Source organism: Candidatus Nitrotoga sp. AM1P, from assembly GCF_013168275.1.
In the GTDB taxonomy this organism is placed as follows: Bacteria; Pseudomonadota; Gammaproteobacteria; order Burkholderiales; family Gallionellaceae; genus Nitrotoga.
The window spans coordinates 2,573,011-2,592,535 of sequence record NZ_AP019547.1 but is presented as its reverse complement, the minus strand read 5'-3'; the positions used below and the strand labels follow the sequence as shown (position 1 = coordinate 2,592,535).

Below are 19,525 nucleotides of genomic sequence, written 5' to 3'. Positions count from 1 at the left end.
ACTATGAATTGCGTCAAAGTGAAGGGTAGCGCAGATTCGAAGAACGTCAAAATGCATCGCTACGAGTCTTTCCGCGTTTTATATCCTTGTTTTATATAAGCGAACCATACATTTCTTAGAAACATCCCTAATTTTGTTGCCAGACATAATTGAATTATTTCATTTTGATGTATGACGACATATTAGGTTATATTTACCTTCTCATACAATCTGCATCAGCACTAATGTCCGTCACTGCACCAATCACCCTATCCGCACGCAACCTCATTCGCCGCTTCGGTCAACGCGAGGTCATCCATGGCGTATCGTTAGAACTTCGGCACGGCGAGGTGCTTGGCCTGCTTGGACACAATGGGGCTGGCAAAAGTACAACGCTACAAATGCTGACCGGCGCACTGTTGCCGCATTCGGGGGAAATTGAAATATGCGGTTTCGATCTAACACGCCAGTCCCAAAAAGCTAAGGCACAAACCGGATTCTTGCCCGAAACACCGCCTTTATACCGCGAAATGAGTGTAGATGATTTCCTGATATTCGCCGCCAAGCTACATCGTATACCGCGTGCGCAGATTGCGGATGCTTTGACCGAAACCAAACGCCGTTGCGGTTTACAGGACAGTGGAAAAAAAATCATCGGGACACTTTCCAAAGGCTATCAGCAGCGTGTTGGCATTGCGCAAGCAATCATCCATCAACCAGAAGTAATCATTCTCGACGAACCCACCGTTGGCCTTGATCCATCCCAGATCCGCGGCATCCGCACATTGATCCGCGAATTGGGAAATATGCACAGCGTTATCCTTTCTACCCATCTATTGGGCGAAGTGGAAAGCATTTGTGACCGCGTCGAAATTATGCATCACGGTCGCCTAATTTACGGTGACAGCAGCACAAAAATGCAGCAATACGGCAGTCAATCAGGCTTCATCGTCACCCTGCTGGCACCGCCTGCACTGTCCGAATTACAAGCCATCGCCGACGTACAGCAAGTAGACCCACTTTCCACCACACAGTTCCGCATTCTGCATGCAGCTAACACCAACCCAAGCGCTGCACTGCTCGCGCTCGCCGCACAACATGGCTGGCAAGCGGAGCAACTCGTTCCGCTGCGAACGCGGCTGGAAGATGTATTTATGCAAATCACTCAAGACGAAAAATTATGATTCTAACCATTGCACTCAAGGAATTCCGCAGCCTGTTCGCCATCCCTTCGACCTGGCTGATTTTGGGTGCTCTGCAATTTATCTTTGCCTGGTTTTTCCTGGCACGGCTTGATGCCTTTTTACAAGTACAGTCGCAACTGGCACAGCTTGCCAACGCGCCCGGCGCGACATTAGCTGTGGCTGCCCCATTACTCGGTACTGTCGCGCTGATTTTGATGATGCTGATACCCATATTTACCATGCGCTTAATCGCCGAGGAACGACGCAACAAAACCCTGACGCTATTAATGAGCGCACCGGTTTCTGATATTCACATTGTGGTAGGAAAGTTCATCGGCCTAATGTTATTTTTATTACTCATCATCGCCAGTTGCCTGTTGATGGTGCTAGCTCTGGCCGCAGGCACGCAACTAGACACAGGACTTCTTTTCACCAATGCGCTGGGACTTATACTGCTTGCCGCCAGCTACTCCGCATTGGGACTGTATATTTCCTCGCTCACCGCACAACCAGTGGTAGCCGCCATCGGTGCATTGGCCATATTTTTCGGTCTGTGGCTGGTGGAAATCAGTGCGGTGGATAATGACAAAAGTTGGCGCGCGCTCGCTCCCACCAGCCATTTTCAAAACTTCAATATTGGTTTGTTAAATAGTACAGACCTGATATTTTTTCTGCTGTTTTGTACCGCCTTTCTGTTACTAACGATACGCCGATTGCATAACAACCGCATTTATAGCTAACCTTCCAGCATGAAATTTCCACAACTCAATCTGCTAATTAAAAACCTTGCCTTCACTGCACTGCTGCTCGCCGCTATCGTCTCGTTGTATCAACTCACTGCACGCCACCCCGCACAATGGGATATGACACAAAATGCCAGCAACAGTTTGGCAGATAACAGTGTAAATGTACTGAAGCAGCTACAAGGTGAAATAAAACTAACGATGTATGTAACCGGGCAGGATGCCAACTTAGGCGATATGCACAGGCTGACTCGTGATTTTGTCGCCCTCTATCAGCGCTATAAACCCGATATTTCGCTCACCTTTATCGACCCGGTGAAGCAACCGGAGGAAGCGCGCAAGGTCAATATTCGTGTCAATGGCGAAATGCTGGTGGAATATGGCGGCAAGCGCGAACATCTCACTATGTTGAACGAACAAGCGCTTACCAGCGTGTTATTACGCATGGCTCACACAAAAAATCAATTGCTTATGTATCTTGATGGACATGGTGAGCGCAATCTGGAAGGCATCGCAAACCACGATCTCGGCGAATTTGGCAAACGTCTGCAACAAAATGGCTTTCGCCTTAACAGCCTGAATTTAACGCTAGCGCAGGACGTGCCCAACAATGCCAGCATGTTGATCATTACTCAGCCACAAATCGACCTGTTACAGGGTGAAATAGATAAACTGCTACGCTATCTCGCCAACGGCGGTAACCTGCTGTGGCTAGTAGACGCGGAGCCATTGCGTGGGTTGGAGCGTCTGTCTGAAAAACTGGACATCATTCTCACGCCTGGCATCGTGGTTGATCCAACAGCAGAAGAAATGAATATTCCTCCAACCTGGGCACTGGGCGCGGGCTACCCGCCGCACGCCATCACGCAAAATTTCAACTTGACCACGGTCTTCCCCTTTGCTCGCGCCATTGACTGGGAGGAAAATGCGGCATGGCAACACACCACACTGGTAGAGGCCGCGCCACGTGGCTGGGTTAGCCGTGAAATACCACAAGGTAACTCACACTTCAACAAAACCCGTGACATCCCCGGCCCCGTAACGATCGCGCTTGCCCTGCAACGCAACATAAACGATCGTGAACAGCGCATTGTTATCGTCGGAAGCGGCTCGTTTCTTGCCAACACCTATTCCGGCAACGGCGGCAATATTGATCTCGGCATTAACATGGCGAACTGGCTAGGCAACGAAGAGAGACTCATCACTACTCAACCCCGCACAGTGAAAGATGGTGCGATTACCTTGAGCAAAATCAATCTGATCATCATCAGTAGCAGCTTCCTGATTGCCCTGCCTACGCTGTTAATGCTGACGGGTGCTTTGCTTTGGTGGCGCAGAAGAAATTAAGCTGGCTCTCTTCCCGCAAGTGAAGAGAGATTTATGTGTTCATAGACTGAATACTGGTGAAATGGAATTATCGGATAACCAACCGATTCTGACAAAGTATGATTTTTATCAAATAGTTAGCATAAAAATTGCCTTTATTTAATTTGATGTAGCCATTTTATAACCACATTTACCCAATGCCCCCCACGCGTGCCTGCCTTCTATACACCCTAATTTGCATTCTCTGTAATGGCTGCGCGGTGGTTACTGTCGCTGATGCTGCGGTTACCGTGGTAGCAACAACCGTTAAGGTCGGCGCCGCGGCGGTTGGTACGACTGTCGATGTTGCAACGGCAGGCGTGAAAGCAGTTGCTGGAAGTTCTGACAAAAAATAAGCTGACAAGGGCAATACTTTTCCTTGTTCGAAGGCCAATATGCCAACTTATTTGAACTATCACTTTTAGCTTAAGTTTGTAATCGACCGATAACAATTTAATAATTAATATTATGATTTTTAATAAAAAAGTTTCACTGACTTATAAGTACTAGCTTATAAAATGACAATCTACAGAGAAAAATCTTATGCCTGAGTTACCCGAGGTCGAAACTACCCTGCGCGGACTGGAACCGCATTTGGTCGGTCAGCGTATCGCGGACGTAGTCATTCGCACATCTCATCTGCGCTGGGCTATCCCCAAGCAATTAGCCATCATCTTGCATGGTCAGATCATTCACGCGCTGTATCGCCGTGCCAAATATTTGTTAATCAAATGCGACAGCGGTACGCTCATCCTCCATCTCGGCATGTCCGGCAGCTTGCGTATTTTGTCCGCGCACATAGCAGCAGAAAAGCATGATCACTTCGATTTAAAACTGGCAAACGGAATGCTGATGCGGCTACGTGACCCGCGCCGTTTTGGCGCAGTGCTGTGGCATGAAGGCGATCCCACACAGCATCCACTATTATTAAAGCTTGGGGTGGAACCGCTGGAGAATGAATTTAATACCGAGTATCTTTATCGTGCGATACGAAAACGCAATGCCGCAATCAAGCTGGTCATCATGGATCATCATCTCGTAGTAGGCGTCGGCAACATCTACGCCAATGAAGCGCTATTCCGCGCGGGTATCCGCCCACAACTACCCGCCGCAAAACTTAGTCGACCGCGCTGCGCCCGATTGGTAAAAACGATACAAGAAACGTTGACGGAAGCCATTGCGCTCGGCGGCAGCAGCCTGCGCGACTTCGTAGACAGCAATGGCAACCCTGGCTATTTCCAGCAGCACTACTGGGTGTATGGCCGTGCGACCGAGACTTGTCGTGCATGTAACACGACCATCAAGCAGATTCGGCAAGGACAGCGCTCAAGTTTTTATTGCCTGCAGTGCCAGAAATAATCAATACCTTCCCCTATCGCTCTGGTGCCGCTAAATTACGAAGCGGGATTTTTAAACCTTGAGCTTTTTTACAGGCAATTACGTACCAAAATTTCTATTTTTAATAAAATCTTTTAATAAAACCTTGGAAAAATTACCTGCACCGGAGTATTTTATTCAGACAATGCTACCAGCTGGTGGTATGGTTAATAATATCGCTCTATATATACAACACAGGAGGAAACATCTTGGCTATAGGTTGGATTAACGCGCTGAGGGTCATACCCTGGAAAGATGTATTGGAAGCCGCACCGGGCATGGTTAAAGGCGCGAAACGCCTTTTTACTACGGCAAAGGATGAAGTAAATAGCCAGCCTATGGCTGACAGTTCGTCAACTATCGTCTCTTTCGATGTTGAAGGGCTCGCAAATTTAGACAATCGCGTTCGTCATCTTCAGGCAAAGATAATTGAACTGAATTCTGACCATAACGCATCAGCCAAGTTAATCAAGTCACTTGCCGAACAAAATGCACACGTAGTTAATGTGATCGAAGTTTTACAAGTTCGAATCAAGATCTTGATCTATGTGTGTGTTTTACTGACCATTACTTTATCTACCTTGATATTTGTGGTGATGCTGAAGTGAAGCGTTAGAATGAACTATATGAGAATTCCTGTCATACAGTAAACGAAGGCTCGTTTGCTATAACAAGAGTTGAATATGCTCTGCTGGCTGGTATTTTTCACCCCAACGATCAGGGAATTAGCCCTCAATTTCTTTTGTTTTACTCGTACTGGCTAAGCTGTTTTTCCGAAATTCAAGTGCCTCGTCGATCACAAACATAAATTCATTGAGTTCGAAGGGCTTGCAAATATAGCGAAAAAATCCTGCTTCCATCCCCTTCAAAATATGATGAGGCATGGCATCGGCGCTCAGTGCAACAATAGGAATATTCGCTGTTAGCGGATCTTTGGATAGAATCTCCATGGCTTCGATACCGTTCATATCAGGCAACGTGACATCCATCAGAACCACATCGGGTAGATGAATACGTGTCAGCTCGATACCCAGGTTGCCGTTTCCCGCAATCAACAAGTGTATATCTGGACGATTCTGTTCAATAAGCTCTTGGATTAAGGACGAATTGATCGGATTATCTTCAAAATAGAGCATGGTGTACTGCTGGGTGCCGGCATAGGTTTTTGCAGTCAGTTCCTGAGATTTGCATTCTTCCAGGGCAAGTTGAGGTTCTCTAGCCGAGATGAGTTCGAACCAGAATACGCTCCCCACTCCGACAGTGCTGTCCACCCCGATTGAGCCTCCCATCAATTCGACCACTTGCTTGGTTACCGCCAGACCAATGCCCGTCCCTTCGACGGTCCCATTCTCTTGACCAAGACGATTGAATGGCTGGAAAAGTTGCGTCAATTTTTCTGGGGATAATCCCTCTCCCGTATCCTGAACGCAGATGCGAACGTAGTTCGGAGTGCCCGTGACACATTTCACCTCGACCGTTCCCTGCTCGCGATTATATTTAATCGCGTTGGATAGCAGGTTGATCAATGCCTGTTTTAATCGAGTCCGATCCGCCTCGACAGCCAAAGGGCTGTCGAATTTGGGGAAAATCAACTGAATGCCATGTTGCTGTGCCTGAGGTTCGATCATAGCCTGACATTCGGATATGACCTCAGCCAGAGATACCGATTCCAGGCTCAGCGCAAGATTGCCGGATTCAATTGTCGCGAGATCCAGAATTTCGTTGATCAACTCCAGCAAATACCATCCTCCATGAAGAATTTCTTTAAGCCTTGTCATCTGGGTGGGCGTTGGCGTAGGAGAACCAATTTCTAACAACTGGGCAAAACCAAGAATGGCATTGAGCGGCGTGCGCAATTCATGGCTCATGCTGGAAAGAAAATTCGATTTCGTGAGATTGGCTTTTTCTGCTGCTGCCTTGGCGTTGATCAGCTCTGCTTGAACACGCTTGCGTTCCACAATATCCTGACGCAAATGCCTATTCGCTTCTGCAAGTTCATCGGTGCGCTTTGCCACCAGCTCTTCAAGACGCCAGCGGTGTTGTCGCAGTTCAGCCTCTATCTGTTTACTTTCAGTGATATCAACCAGAATGCCCTGAAGAAATAGCGAGCGTCCCGACTCATCCCGCACTACGCTTGCTTCATCGCGAAACCAAAAAACTGTCCCATCGCGGGAAATCAGACGATATTCACAACGCAGGGGAGTACCATTGGCGCGGCTCTTAGTCAGTTCATTTAACACGCGCGTCCGGTCTTCTGGATGAATCTGGGCGAGATGAATTCCTGAAGTTTCCAGCCATTGTGCCGGAGAAAAATCCAACACCTTGATTTGTGGACTGATGTACAGAACTTGATTGGCTTCATCCAGCGCTGCGATATAGGTGATTACCGGGATTTGCTCTACCAGATTGCGGTATTTAGCTTCGGCTTGGAGCAGTTTGTCTTCTGTCAGTTTCTTTTCCGTCCGCATCTCCCTCTCGCGCAGCACGCGCTGGATAACGGTAGGCAACAATTTAAGATATTCCCGCTCTACATCCTTGACCATGTAATCCCATGCGCCACGCTTCATGGCCTCAACCGCAACTGAGGCACTGTCAGCGCCAGTCAGCATCATCACGGGAACCGGAATCTCTCCTATATCGTCGATCAGCTCAGTCAAAAACTCTAAACCATTCATATCCGGCATATGGTAGTCCAGCAAAATACAGTCCGGCTTTTGCGCATGGGCAAACTGTAATCCCTCTCGTCCGGTTTCGGCTTCTGTCAGTACATATTTGTAATCCGGACATTGTGCGAGAGCACGGCGACAGGCTAACCGGTCCACCATGTCATCATCAACTATCAGTATGCGAATATGAGATTTTTTCATCGTAAAATTAGCACCTTGTTAGCCTAAAAATACACCCTGTAGTCTAAGCACATCAGGGCATCTCACTGATGGTCCAATAGGTATCGATCGAACGCATTACTTCAACAAATTGTCGGTAATCCACGGGTTTGGCCATATAGCCGGCCACGCCCAGGTTGAAACTGTTCACCTTGTCCTGTTGCTCTTCGGACGTGGTCAGCACCACCACCGGAATGGCTTTTAATTGGTCATCATTCTTCATTATCTGCAAAAACTCGGTACCGTTCATGATAGGCATATTCAAGTCAAGCAAGATAATGCATGGTTTCTCGTTCTTAGAATCGCGTAAATAATTCAGAGCCGCTTCGCCATTTTCCTGCCGTATCAGTAGATTCGATACATGAATGTCTTTTAAAGCGCGAATAACTGTCATGGTGTCCACTTGATCATCTTCCACCAGGAGAATAGGTTTATTGGTAATCCTCATACTCTTCTTTATTCCTTAAACTTGAATTTGTTGTTATTACAGTTTTGGGCAACGTGAAGAAAAACTTGCTTCCCTCTCCTACTTTTGACTCCAGCCATATATTACCACCGTACATTTCCACAATTTTTTTCACTAAGGAAAGGCCTACGCCAGTACCTTCCACTCTGTCCCGCGGCACCAAGGTCTGGAACAGCTGGAAGATTCGTTCAAAATGTCGCAACTCAATACCTGGCCCATTATCGGCGATGAGAAATTTCCAATGCTGATCCTCTAAACTACAGACGATGCGAATTTCGCCGCGGGGTTTATCCATGAATTTGATGGCATTGGAGAGCAAGTTTTGAAATACCTGCTCGATGCGGGTCGGTTCTGCCATGACGGTAGGTAAAGTATTTTCAATACTGATCACAATATTGGCCGGTGGCGAAAGCAGGTCAATCACCTCCCGCACTAATTGGTCGAGATCTACCGCAACGATCTTCCCCCTCACCTGACCTACTCGCGAGTATTGCAAAATACCATTAATCAGATTATCCATGCGGTATACCCTTTTAATAAGCAGGCCCATATGCTCTTTACCCTCTTCATCGAACTTGTCCGAGTAATCATGGGCAAGCCAACCTGCCAATGCACTGATAGCTCGCAACGGCGCCTTGAGGTCATGTGACACCACATAAGCGAAGCTTTTTAGTTCTTCCTGAGAACTTTCAAGTTCGCGGATTAAACGAGTCCTCTGTTCCTCAGCCTGTTTACGGGCGCTAATGTCGCGGAAAGATCCGGTGAATATATGGCGTTCACCCTGGCGCGTTTCGATTACTGCCAGCTCCATGGGGAAAGTTGTTCCGTCCTTGCGCAGCCCCACCACCTCGCGGCTGATACCAATGATGTTTTTCTTCCGTGTCTGCAGGTAGCGGGCGAGATAACCGTCGTGCGCGTCGCGGTAGGGAGCAGGCATGAGCATGGAAACATTTTTGTCGACTACCTCCGCCTCGGTGTAACCGAATATGCGCTCAGCGGCGGCGTTGAAGGTTCCAATCACACCATATTCGTTAATTGTAATGATGCCCTCCATCAGGTTGTTCAGCATGGCACGGACATGCGTTTCGCTGTCGCGCAACTGACCGATAGTCTTCATCAGACTATCGTTCATTTCTTTCAGAGCTTGCAGGAGTTGGCCAATTTCATCCGCTGACCGAACATGGATTTGCTGCGTAAAATCACCTGCGGCAATGCCACGAGCAATTTTTACTGCTTTCTCCAGCGGCTTGAACACACCTCGGGTGAATCCGGCGCTGATTAATACAGCCAGTGCCAGGACAATAATTATCAAGGCGATGAAAATATTGCGAATGATCGCGTAGCGATTTTGGTGGTATTTATATTCCTGTTTAGTGATCTCTATTTGAAAATGAATGAGCGCGCTAATGTCTTCCTTGACTAAGTCATAGAGGGGACGAACTTTTTCCACAACAATTTGATTCGCTTCTTTTATTTCATGGGTACGCAAAGCAACTAGTACTGGAATTAAACCCTCAGCAACGAATTTTTCGTGGTCCTCGGCAAATTTATCAGCCAGTTTTTCATCCTCTGGAGTCAGATGGGTCGCCATGTACGCGTCCCAAGTCTTAGTGATCTCTTTGACGTTTTTTTCAAATGTACCCATATTCTTATCAATAAGATCAGGGGTCGGGGTAACCAAGGCAGCCACTATGGCAATACGGTTTTGATGCAAGAGCGATTCAATATGCATCAACTGTCCAAGCGGAATGACTCGATCCTCATAAACAGTTTTCAAACCGTCGTTTGCCTTGCTCATTCCAAACAATCCTAGCATTTGGATTCCCAGCAAAAAAACTACCAAGAAAGAAAGGATGAAAATCAAACGTGTTTTGATGGTCAAATTTTTAAACATGTGAACCTGCGTTAATAATCACGGTACTGAATCATGGTGTTTTATTGCAATAAAACGATGCCCGATAAAATTTCTGCCACTGCTCTCTTAACACGGTCATCAATCATTCCACGCGCATGACAGGGTCAGCCAACGCTTTCTTCCTATCATTTCTTCCCACTTTACGGCCTTATTTTGTTCAAGGTGCCAAATTTTGTAGTACAACTCCGTTTCTGGAAGGAAAAAAATTCACGTGGATTGCTCATAAAGCGAGCTCCCAGCATCCGAAACAATTCGCCAATACGATTGAAACGTACTTGGCGCGCCTTCATCGCGACATAAAGAGCCAAGCCAAACTCACCGCAAGATTAACTATCCCGATCAGCGCGATGCCTAACAGAGAAATGGCCACTAGCTGCCAACTCACCATAAAATCAAGCCAATATAAGCCACAAAGCGATCAAGTCGGTGCTCCCCTAATAATTTCCGCAACCAACGGAATTGTTTTAAACGAGCAGGAATTCGAGTGTAAGCACACTTATTGTCGTAATAATCAGAGATCAACCCGGCTAAGAAAAGACACACACCAGCAATCGCAGCCGCGATCGTCGCCGCAGTCATTGCTGGTTATTTGGTGGCAACCGTAAAATGCATGACGTGTATCAGCAAAAAGCCAAAGGCATAGTTCGTGCTAAAGGAAAAAGTCTCGGTAAAAGGCGCTAACCGCAAGCATATTTTATGCGCGAACACCCCCTAACCGTACCTCAACAGTATGTGACTCACCATCGTTAACCAGAGCAATAACCAAATCGTGCTGTGCAACGCCGTCGATAGTCACACTTGGCGCATTGTCTGTATCGTCGATCTGAACGATGGTGATGTGATAATCCGTCTCTCGGTAGCGGTAATTCACCGTGAATGTCTTCCAAGCCGCGGGGAGACATGGTGCGAAACGCAGTTTGTCCACCTCCAGCGTTAAGCCCAGAAGCGTTTCCAGGATCAATCGATACAGCCAGCCGGCAGATCCTGTATACCATGACCATCCGCCTCGGCCGGTGTGTGGTGAAACGGCATATACATCGGCTGCGACAACATACGGTTCCGTCTTGTATACCGCCACCGTCTCTGACGTTTGCGCATGGTTCACTGGGTTGATCATCGCCAATAGTTCCCACGCACGCTGGCGATCTCCTAATTTGGCGAACGCCATCGTCGCCCAGATGGCCGCATGTGTATACTGCCCACCATTTTCCCGTACACCGGGGACATAACCTTTGATGTAGCCGGGATTTAATGGCGATTGGTCGAAAGGCGGATCAAGCAGTTGAATAATCCCGGCATCCCGTCGTACCAAATGCTCGCTCACCGCTTCCATGGCTTGTTGTTGACGTGTGTCGGCGCCTGCGCCGGACAGCACAGACCAGCTTTGTGCAATCGAATCAATCCGGCATTCAGAATTGGAGGAAGAACCCAACGGGCTGCCATCATCAAAGAAAGCACGGAGATACCATTGACCATCCCAGCCGTGCAGCTCAATATTTTGACGCAGTCGAGCGGCTTCTGTTTCGCAGCGCTCAACAAAAGTCGTATCGCCAAACTTGACAGCGACATCGACAAACTTAATGAGTACGTCATACAAGAAGAAAGCTAGCCAGATGCTTTCGCCCTTGCCGTGGATACCGACCAGATTCATTCCGTCGTTCCAGTCGCCGGCACCCATCAGCGGGAGGCCATGTTCGCCGAATCGCAAGCCGTAAACGATAGCGCGCACGCAATGCTCGTACAAACTCGCGGCCTGTTCGGAATGGACAGGCAAGTCGTAATATGAATCTTCGTCAGCGTGGACCAAACGACCCTCAAGGAATGACACGGATTCATCCAGCACACCCATATCACCGGTAGCAGCTATGTAACGACACGTTACCAAAGGCAGCCAGAGATAATCATCTGAACAGCGCGTGCGCACACCACGGCCCATTGGAGGGTGCCACCAATGCTGGACGTCACCTTCAATGAATTGACGCGCTGCACAACGAAGCAAATGCTCGCGCACCAGAACAGGTTCAGCATGGACGAGCGCCATCGCATCCTGCAACTGATCACGGAAGCCAAAAGCTCCTCCCGACTGATAATAACCGCTGCGCCCCCACATACGACAAGCCAAAATCTGGTATACGAGCCAACCGTTCGTCAGTAGATTAATGGACGGGTCGGGGGTTTGCACCTGAACGGCACCCAGCGTCCGCTGCCAGTAATGCTGTACTTTCTCTAATGCATTATGCGCCGCAATCGAACCGCGGAAACGTCGCACCAGCGTCTGGGCATCATCAGCATCCCGGCCAAGACCGAGACGGAAAACAGTCTCATGCGTCTGGCCCGCATCCAGCTCGAAAGATACCCTGAGTGCACCGCAGGGATCCAGCGCCGGACCAACTCGACCCGAAAGTTCCGCCCACGCCATTGCCGCGGGGTTTTTGAGTCCGCCATTACGGCCAATGAACTCGGTTCGATCACCCGTCACGCTACGCGTGGCATCGTCGGTATCAAAGAAAGCAACCCGGCCTGCAAAATCGTTGTTATAGGGATTGCGTGCGAGCAGCACTCCGCTCTTGGGATCGATCGCGGTGATCACGTGCATGCCGGTTTTCTCCCGCAGATCGCCCAACACCCATTCAGTGTACCCGGTCACAGAAAGCTGGCGTGGCCGTGCGGAATCATTACGAACTTTCAGCATCGTGAATTTAACTGATGCATCCAATGCAACGAATATCCATAGCTCCGAATGAATGCCGCTCTCGCTATGTTCAAAGACGCTATAACCGAACCCGTGCCGTGTAATGTACGGCGTAACGCCGCATTTTGGTAAGGGGGTTGGCGACCAGAAAGAGCCACTCTCTTCGTCGCGAAGATAAAAAGCCTCTCCCCCGCCATCACTCACCGGATCATTGCGCCAAGGTGTCAGGCGGAATTCGTGCGCATTTTCGCCCCAAGTATAGGCTTGACCACTTTCAGAAATCACCGTTCCAAAGTGCGGGTTAGCCAGCACATTTGACCACGGTGCCGGGGTCATTTGACCAACTCCGGTGGTGATAACATATTCGCGACCGTCCTCGGAAAAACCGCCGAGACCATTATCAAAGAGCAGCCGACGGCGCGGCAACTCAACCATTCGCTTGGAATCAGAACGCCGGATCGGCGCCGATCCAGTAAGTACCACGGGCAATTCCGCAGGAATACGACGGGCAACCTGGTCTGCCAGACTACCCTTGCTATCAACGATGATCGCGCGTGAGACTGTTTGCAGCAATATCCGATCCTCTGGCGCTATCTGCTCGCCGCGATGAATGAAGATGCCTCCCGGACAATCGAGCATGTGTGCCTCGACACTACTGGAGACGAGTCCCATTACCTGTTCTTGCAATATTTGCCGGTAACCGGAGTGATCTTCATTCCAGATTATCAGATCGACCGCCAGACCTTTAAGACGCCAATATGCATGCGCTGCCACCACTTTTCGCACTAAATCAATGTTGGCCGGATCGCCAATCTGTACCAGCACAATTGGGAGGTCGCCGGAAATGGCGTACCCCCACAGGCCCGATTGACCACGCTGATTGTTGCGCAGCACGCTGCTATCGGCACGCAATGAAGCATTGGCAAAGAGCACCGAACCGGCCAGACGGCAAAATAATTGTGCATCGGCCTCGCTCGCATTGAGTTGTCGCAACATCACAAGGCTGTGGGTTCGCGCCAGGTCGAAAACACGATCTGCCAAGCGATGATCCTGATATTTATCGATCAAATTTAATACGGCTTGATGAGAATCGCCGACCCCGGTGACGATGTCGATCGTAGCGCATTCCCCAGGACCTATGGACAAGCGTTGCCGAATCGCCACGATTGGATCTAGAACCGAGCCGGCGCTACCCGAAAGTGACGCCGAATCAGTCATCGCATAAGGAGCGGCAACTGTATTTCCACGTCCGACAAAACGCATGCGATCCGTCTCATAAGAGACGGTATCAACGGTAGCCCCATGTGCGGTCATCAAGTGGAACATCAACGGAGTCTGATCGCTCTGCGAGCGCGGCCGCCGGTGACAGACGATCGCATGCCGTTCGGGCAATATCTCAGTCTGCACAAAAAGATTGCCGAAGGCCGGTGCCTGAGCATCGGCCGCTGGCGTAGCGAGCACGACTTCAGCATACGTGGTGATCTCGATCGTTTGACGTATCCATGCACGGTTGGTGATGCGGACACGACGCAGCTCGATATCATCTTCCGGCGAAACCGTAATCTCGGTATGCGTATCAAAATCATGGTCGCGACGACGGAACTCGACCCGCCCTTCAGAAAAAACTACTTCATATCGCTTCGATGGTTTTTGTGTGGGCTGATAGGTAGTTGACCAAAATTCGCCGCTCGACACATCGCGCAAATAACAAAAATTGCCCCAATTGTCACATGTCTTGTCTTCGCGCCAGCGAGTAACGGCAAGATCCTTCCAACGACTGCTTCCTCCGCCCGCATTGGTGACCATGACGTGATAGCGACCATTCGACAGTAATTGCACTTCTGGAATCGGCGTGTTGGGATTTTTAAGTATGCGTATCGGCATCTCCGCGACTTCCTCAGTCACGTGGATTTCAGGAAGCTCGGCTGAGCGCAACGGGAAGACTTTAGCCTGAGGAATCCGTTCCTGAAGCAATAACATTGTCGCCTGAAATAAAGGATCTGATTCAAATCTCCGCTGCATAGGACGATCCAGCAGCAAATAGGCCAGGGAAAGTATGCTCATTCCTAAATGATGAGCCATAAATGAGCGCACCACGGCCCGAGTTTCACCTCGTCGTACTCGCGACGGCGTGTAATCAATCGCTTCGTAAAACCCGAATTTGCCAACGATACCTTCAGCGGCGAGTTTTTGAAGATTCAAACACGCTTTTTCAGGGGCAACCATCAAGGCCATTACCGAGGCATACGGCGCAATGACAAGATCATCGCCGAGGCCACGTTTCAGCCCTAGTCCCGGTACGCCGAATGCTCGATACTGATAATTCAAATGAATGTCGACGGCGTTGTACCCGGATTCCGACATACCCCAAGGCACGCCGCGCTGATTGCCATACTCGATTTGCCGATTAACCGCTGCCTTGTATGTCTGATCAAGCAGAGTATTGTCGTAGGTCGGCATCACCAGCAACGGCATGAGATACTCAAACATCGAGCCACTCCACGATAATAGAAGCGGTTTCCCTCCGGCAGTCGTCAACATCCGGCCAAGCGCAAACCAGCTCTCCTGTGGCAATTCACCTTGAGCAATCGCGACGAAATTGCACAACCTGGCTTCTGAGGCAAGCAGATCATAGTAACTGGCGTCTAATCGACGCTCACCCACGTTATATCCGATTGAGAGTAAACGTCTTGCGTGGTTGTACAGGAATCCATATTCCATTTGCGCAAACTCGCATGATTTCCGCGCAAGATATTCAAGTGTTTCTATCTGCTCTCGTGCGCGGTCATGACCCTCACTTGCAAGTTGACGCAATGATGGAATTTTTGCGGTAAGCGCCAAATTGTGCATCTCGGACGAGGTATTCGACAGCAACGAAGGTATATGGAAAGCCAGATCAGCGAGAGCGCCTTCGCATTGTCTGACCAGCGCCTGTGCCCATTCGGCACTTTCATAGAGAGAAAGATTTACTGTGCTTTTGGTGAGTTGATTGACCACGTCACGCGCGTAAGTAAGCAAGCTCTCCAGATACACTCGAACGCTCCCCAATGTAAGCGGATGAGCTACAGCCGCCGCTTTAAGAGTTTTTTCAAATTGCGCCAGAGGAGTTGCCGCGGCGCCACTCGCCGTCTCAACGACAATCCGCCACGTGTCCCCCAGCCCCGTGAACAATCTCCTTCCGATAATCGGAGCATCGGGAATCTCCACCAATGCCACGCGCAAGGTCAGCAAATGGGCTGCCAAATTCCCACTGTCCACGGTAGAAACATACCGCGACAATGGCTTCAGCGACAGGGTGTCATACCAATTGTAAAAATGCCCTCGGTGCCGTTCCAGGGCTTCCATGGTTTTCAATGTATTTGCCGTACGCTCTATGAGTTGGCCCGCTCCAATGTAGCCAAAATCGTACGCAGTGATATTAGCCAGCAGCGCCAAACCGATGTTAGTCGGTGAAGTGCGATGTGCGATTGTCGCAACAGGGTGTTCCTGAAAATTATCGGGCGGCAGCCAATTGTCTTCCGCGCCGACAAAAGTCTCGAAAAATGCCCACGTACGACGCGTAATCTGACGCAGAAAAAGAATTTGATCGATTTTCAACTCTGCATTTCGACGTTCCAGCGGTCGACTTATCCACCAGGTGATGGCCGGAGAGGCCGCCCATAGCAACAACACTGGGAGCGCAACGATTAGTGCCACTGGCATGTTGATCGCCAAAATAATCATCATCATGACGGCAACAGTGGGTGCGATCCACATCAACCGGTAGGAAGCCCCAAGGCCCATGTAGCTGGAGGATGGAATGGCTTGTTTGGGTTCACGTTCGACCTCGCGCGACGGACTCCATTCGAGAAGTCGCTGATGAGTGACCGTCAATCGCACAATCGTGCGCAAGATCGCGTCAAGACTGAAATAGACCTCATAGGGCAGACACGCCAGCGAAAATAGAACCTGACCGAATTGCCGACCTGCCCCACGCATCGCAGCAATCAAATGCTGACGCAGTAACACTTCACGCGGTTTTCGCAACAAATCAAAGAGAGCGGCAATCACTATGGGCGTAACGACGATACTGATTACCGCCAATGTCCAGAACCATGCATGCGGCAGCGCCACCCACCCCAATATTAGCAATAACGCCAGTGCCGTCGGAACCAGACTTCGCCGGAGATTATCGAACAGTTTCCACTGCGCCAGTGCCGATAGTGGATTGCGGTGATAGCTCCCGTCAGGGCCAGGTGTACGCGATAATAGCCAACTCGCAATTTGCCAGTCTCCACGTATCCAGCGATGACGGCGGCTTACGTCCGCGTTGTAGCGGACAGGAAATTCCTCATATAACTGTACGTCGCTAAGTAGGCCTGCGCGGGCATAAGATCCTTCCAAAAGATCATGACTAAGAATTCGATTGTTCGGAAAACGCCCTGCGAGCGCTCGCTCGAAAGCATCGACGTCGTAAATTCCTTTGCCGATGAATGAACCCTCACCAAACAGATCTTGATAAACATCAGAAACCGTCCGAGTGTACGGATCAATACCCATCTCGCCGCTAAATAGTTGCGCGTATTGCGAGCGATTTGATCCGGGCAAACTTACATCAACACGCGGCTGCAAAATACCATAGCCATCTGTAACAATTGTATTTTGATCATTGGCTTGGCCTGTTTTGCCGAACCTTGGGATATTCAGCGGATGCGCCATCGCACCAACAAATTGCCGGGCTGAATCACGCGGCAATTGCGTGTCAGTATCGAGCGTAATGACGTACTTTATTTCCGACAATAATGCTGTATTACCCACAATGAGCGAGAACGCATTACCCGCTCGCCCACGCAAAAGCGCATTCAAATCCGCAAGTTTTCCGCGCTTGCGTTCGAAACCCATCCACATTCCCTCCTGCGGATTCCAACGACGCGGGCGATGAAACAGGAAGAATCGGCCTCCGTTTTGAACACCATCCCCGATTAAAGCCGCGGTTTCATCCGCATCGTTACGGGAGGCATCGCCATACTTTTTATTTAGCTCCTCGATACTAGCTCTTGCGATTTGCAAAAGCGCCTCGTCCTCCGGGAGATTTTCCTGCTTCGCATCCCGAAAATCGGTCAACAGGCCGAAATCCAGATTACTGTCACGATTGGCGAGAAATCGCACTTCAAGCGCTTCGACCAAATTCAAAACATCGGCAGCATTTGTGAGCATGGTTGGAACCACTACCAATGTATGAAACGCTGGCGGAATTCCGGTGGAGAAGTCCATACGGGGCATGGGATGGGGTGTCACTAACAACTGAGTCACCCAATTCACCAGCGCAACGGCCAATTGGCTTGTTGCAAGCAACGACAGCACATAGACTGCGCCCAGTAACCAATCGCGCACACCATCCCCATAAGCTTTAATCACGAAACTGCTAGTCAGGAACAACGTGATTAGCGTAATCGCACTGAGATAAAAGAAAAGCGCAAACCGGCGGTTTATCCGACTTAACTTCTCAAAGATAGAGAGGCGTGCCTGCACCGCTCGCTCCAGATTCGGCAATCCTTTACCGATCAAATGAAATCCGACATGAGCCGCAGTCTCGTCGCCCCTCCCTATTGCCGCACCTTCTCGAGCCAGCCGAAGCGTCGTTTGAGCTACCTCCACTTCTGACGAAGCACCGCCCTTGGCCAGTCGTTCCACGACATGACGGTAGCGATCACGGGTGGTAAAATCCATACGGCCATACCCCCCCCCTGGATCCTCCCGCAAGATCGTTTCGATTGAACTAGCGGCTTCAGTGAAATCGCGCCAATCGACGGCTCCAAGCATGCGCAAGCTGCCGATGCTGTTAGAGATCGAAACCTGATCAGTCGCCTGTTGCTGATTGCCGGACTGCACCAACTCCTCAATCGTGCGATTTGATTCGGCAAGACTTTGTTCAATCCACTTCAACGGCAATGCCAAAGCAGGGCTCTGCCCCTGTAGTCGACGTACAAATTCCGAAACAAATGGAGCCGTCATTGGCGGATTGGATCGTGCCATATCCGCAATGACCAAAATCAAGCCCTTGGGATCCGTCTCCACAACCTTGATCATTTCATCGGCCCATTTGACGGCCAAGTTTCTCTCTAACCTGCCAATCTCGATGTATACCGCAACGCGACGCAGGTTCTCGATTAATGCCAGACGCAACATAATCGGAATCGCCCATAATTCGCCCAACTGGAGCGTGGTAACGGACTGGTAGGCTGCCACAAATCGACTAAGCGTTTCCGTATCGACTCGACCATCGCCATGGGAAATAGTCTGCAGCGCGATGTCATACACCCGCGGCAGACCAGCCGATGACCCACGTACCAGGCACGGCAACTCGCGGCTATAATTTTTGGGAAGGTGATGCTTGGCAGTACGAATTTGCTCTTCGAGGAGATGAAAATTGTCGAACAGCCATTCTCCGGCTGGCGTCAACCGATGGTTCGCCTTAACTGAAGCTGTCAGAACATTACAAACACTAATCAGTGTGCTTTCGTTCGCGGCTAGCCGTGCCAGAAGTTGGTCCGGACTGCGTTTCGGCGACACTGTATGTGACGCCGCAAGCGTTCTGCCATATAACTCCATTTGATCGGCGCTAAATAGTTCCGATCGTAGTGGTAGCTCTTCGAGAAGCTGAGTTCGCGACCATCCAATTTTGCGAAACCACGTAATTGAGGATAGCAAAAAATCAGGAATTCTTGTGTCTCCAGCCTTCAAGTTAAACATCCTCCAATTTGAAATACTCTGCCTACAAACATGAGTTCAATGCAAAACATTGGTAGTGGCTTAGGCATTTCGAAGTGTCAAAACTTAAAGTCAAAACGGCCACGATATTTAACTATCTGGCTTAGGTACATCTGCCTTCAACTTGAACAAATCATAGTAATTTCATGATTTAGCGATAGATGAAACA

The 19,525-nt window shown here is 49.6% G+C and carries 13 protein-coding genes; 6 read left to right on the top strand and 7 right to left on the bottom strand.

Annotated elements, in window-relative coordinates; all coding sequences use genetic code 11:
- Positions 1-224 precede the first annotated feature (224 nt).
- The 6 genes from W01_RS11785 to W01_RS11760 all read left to right on the top strand — a co-directional run bounded on the left by W01_RS11785 (position 225) and on the right by W01_RS11760 (position 5,256).
- Entirely contained in the window at positions 225-1,163 is a 939-nt protein-coding gene (locus W01_RS11785; protein WP_173054934.1) for an ABC transporter ATP-binding protein, read from the top strand.
- The gene (locus tag W01_RS11780) at positions 1,160-1,903 is read left to right on the top strand and encodes an ABC transporter permease subunit (RefSeq protein WP_173054932.1); all 744 of its coding nucleotides are present in this window, start codon (positions 1,160-1,162) and stop codon (positions 1,901-1,903) included. The genes W01_RS11785 and W01_RS11780 overlap by 4 nt, the downstream gene beginning before the upstream one ends.
- Positions 1,904-1,912: 9 nt before the next feature.
- Positions 1,913-3,253 (top strand): GldG family protein, encoded by a 1,341-nt coding sequence (locus tag W01_RS11775; RefSeq protein ID WP_173054930.1) that lies wholly within the window; start codon positions 1,913-1,915, stop codon positions 3,251-3,253.
- Between the two features lie 239 nt (positions 3,254-3,492).
- Entirely contained in the window at positions 3,493-3,627 is a 135-nt protein-coding gene (locus tag W01_RS14425; protein WP_256380105.1) for a hypothetical protein, read from the top strand.
- A 187-nt stretch (positions 3,628-3,814) separates the two neighbouring features.
- Positions 3,815-4,630 (top strand): bifunctional DNA-formamidopyrimidine glycosylase/DNA-(apurinic or apyrimidinic site) lyase, encoded by an 816-nt coding sequence (gene mutM, locus W01_RS11765; protein ID WP_173054926.1) that lies wholly within the window; start codon positions 3,815-3,817, stop codon positions 4,628-4,630.
- A 227-nt stretch (positions 4,631-4,857) separates the two neighbouring features.
- Positions 4,858-5,256, top strand: a complete 399-nt coding sequence (locus tag W01_RS11760; RefSeq protein ID WP_173054924.1) for a hypothetical protein — start codon at positions 4,858-4,860, stop codon at positions 5,254-5,256.
- 117 nt (positions 5,257-5,373) lie between these two features.
- On the opposite strand, the gene W01_RS11755 is transcribed toward W01_RS11760, so the two are convergent.
- The 7 genes from W01_RS11755 to W01_RS11730 form a co-directional block, all read right to left on the bottom strand.
- The gene (locus W01_RS11755) at positions 5,374-7,515 is read right to left on the bottom strand and encodes a response regulator (RefSeq protein ID WP_173054922.1); all 2,142 of its coding nucleotides are present in this window, start codon (positions 7,513-7,515) and stop codon (positions 5,374-5,376) included.
- Positions 7,516-7,567: 52 nt separating this feature from the next.
- Positions 7,568-7,981, bottom strand: coding sequence for a response regulator (locus W01_RS11750; RefSeq protein WP_173054921.1), 414 nt, complete (start codon positions 7,979-7,981; stop codon positions 7,568-7,570).
- Positions 7,965-9,893 (bottom strand): Tar ligand binding domain-containing protein, encoded by a 1,929-nt coding sequence (locus tag W01_RS11745; protein ID WP_173054919.1) that lies wholly within the window; start codon positions 9,891-9,893, stop codon positions 7,965-7,967. Before W01_RS11745 ends, W01_RS11750 begins: the two co-directional genes overlap by 17 nt.
- Positions 9,894-10,054: 161 nt before the next feature.
- Positions 10,055-10,204, bottom strand: a complete 150-nt coding sequence (locus W01_RS14570; protein ID WP_338140713.1) for a hypothetical protein — start codon at positions 10,202-10,204, stop codon at positions 10,055-10,057.
- 91 nt (positions 10,205-10,295) lie between these two features.
- On the bottom strand, positions 10,296-10,493 hold the full coding sequence (locus W01_RS14565) for a hypothetical protein (RefSeq protein WP_198421285.1): 198 nt from the start codon (positions 10,491-10,493) through the stop codon (positions 10,296-10,298).
- A gap of 6 nt (positions 10,494-10,499) precedes the next feature.
- Positions 10,500-10,622 (bottom strand): hypothetical protein, encoded by a 123-nt coding sequence (locus W01_RS14560; protein WP_338140706.1) that lies wholly within the window; start codon positions 10,620-10,622, stop codon positions 10,500-10,502.
- On the bottom strand, positions 10,609-19,338 hold the full coding sequence (locus W01_RS11730; protein WP_173054915.1) for a GH36-type glycosyl hydrolase domain-containing protein: 8,730 nt from the start codon (positions 19,336-19,338) through the stop codon (positions 10,609-10,611). Before W01_RS11730 ends, W01_RS14560 begins: the two co-directional genes overlap by 14 nt.
- Between the last annotated feature and the right edge of the window lie 187 nt (positions 19,339-19,525).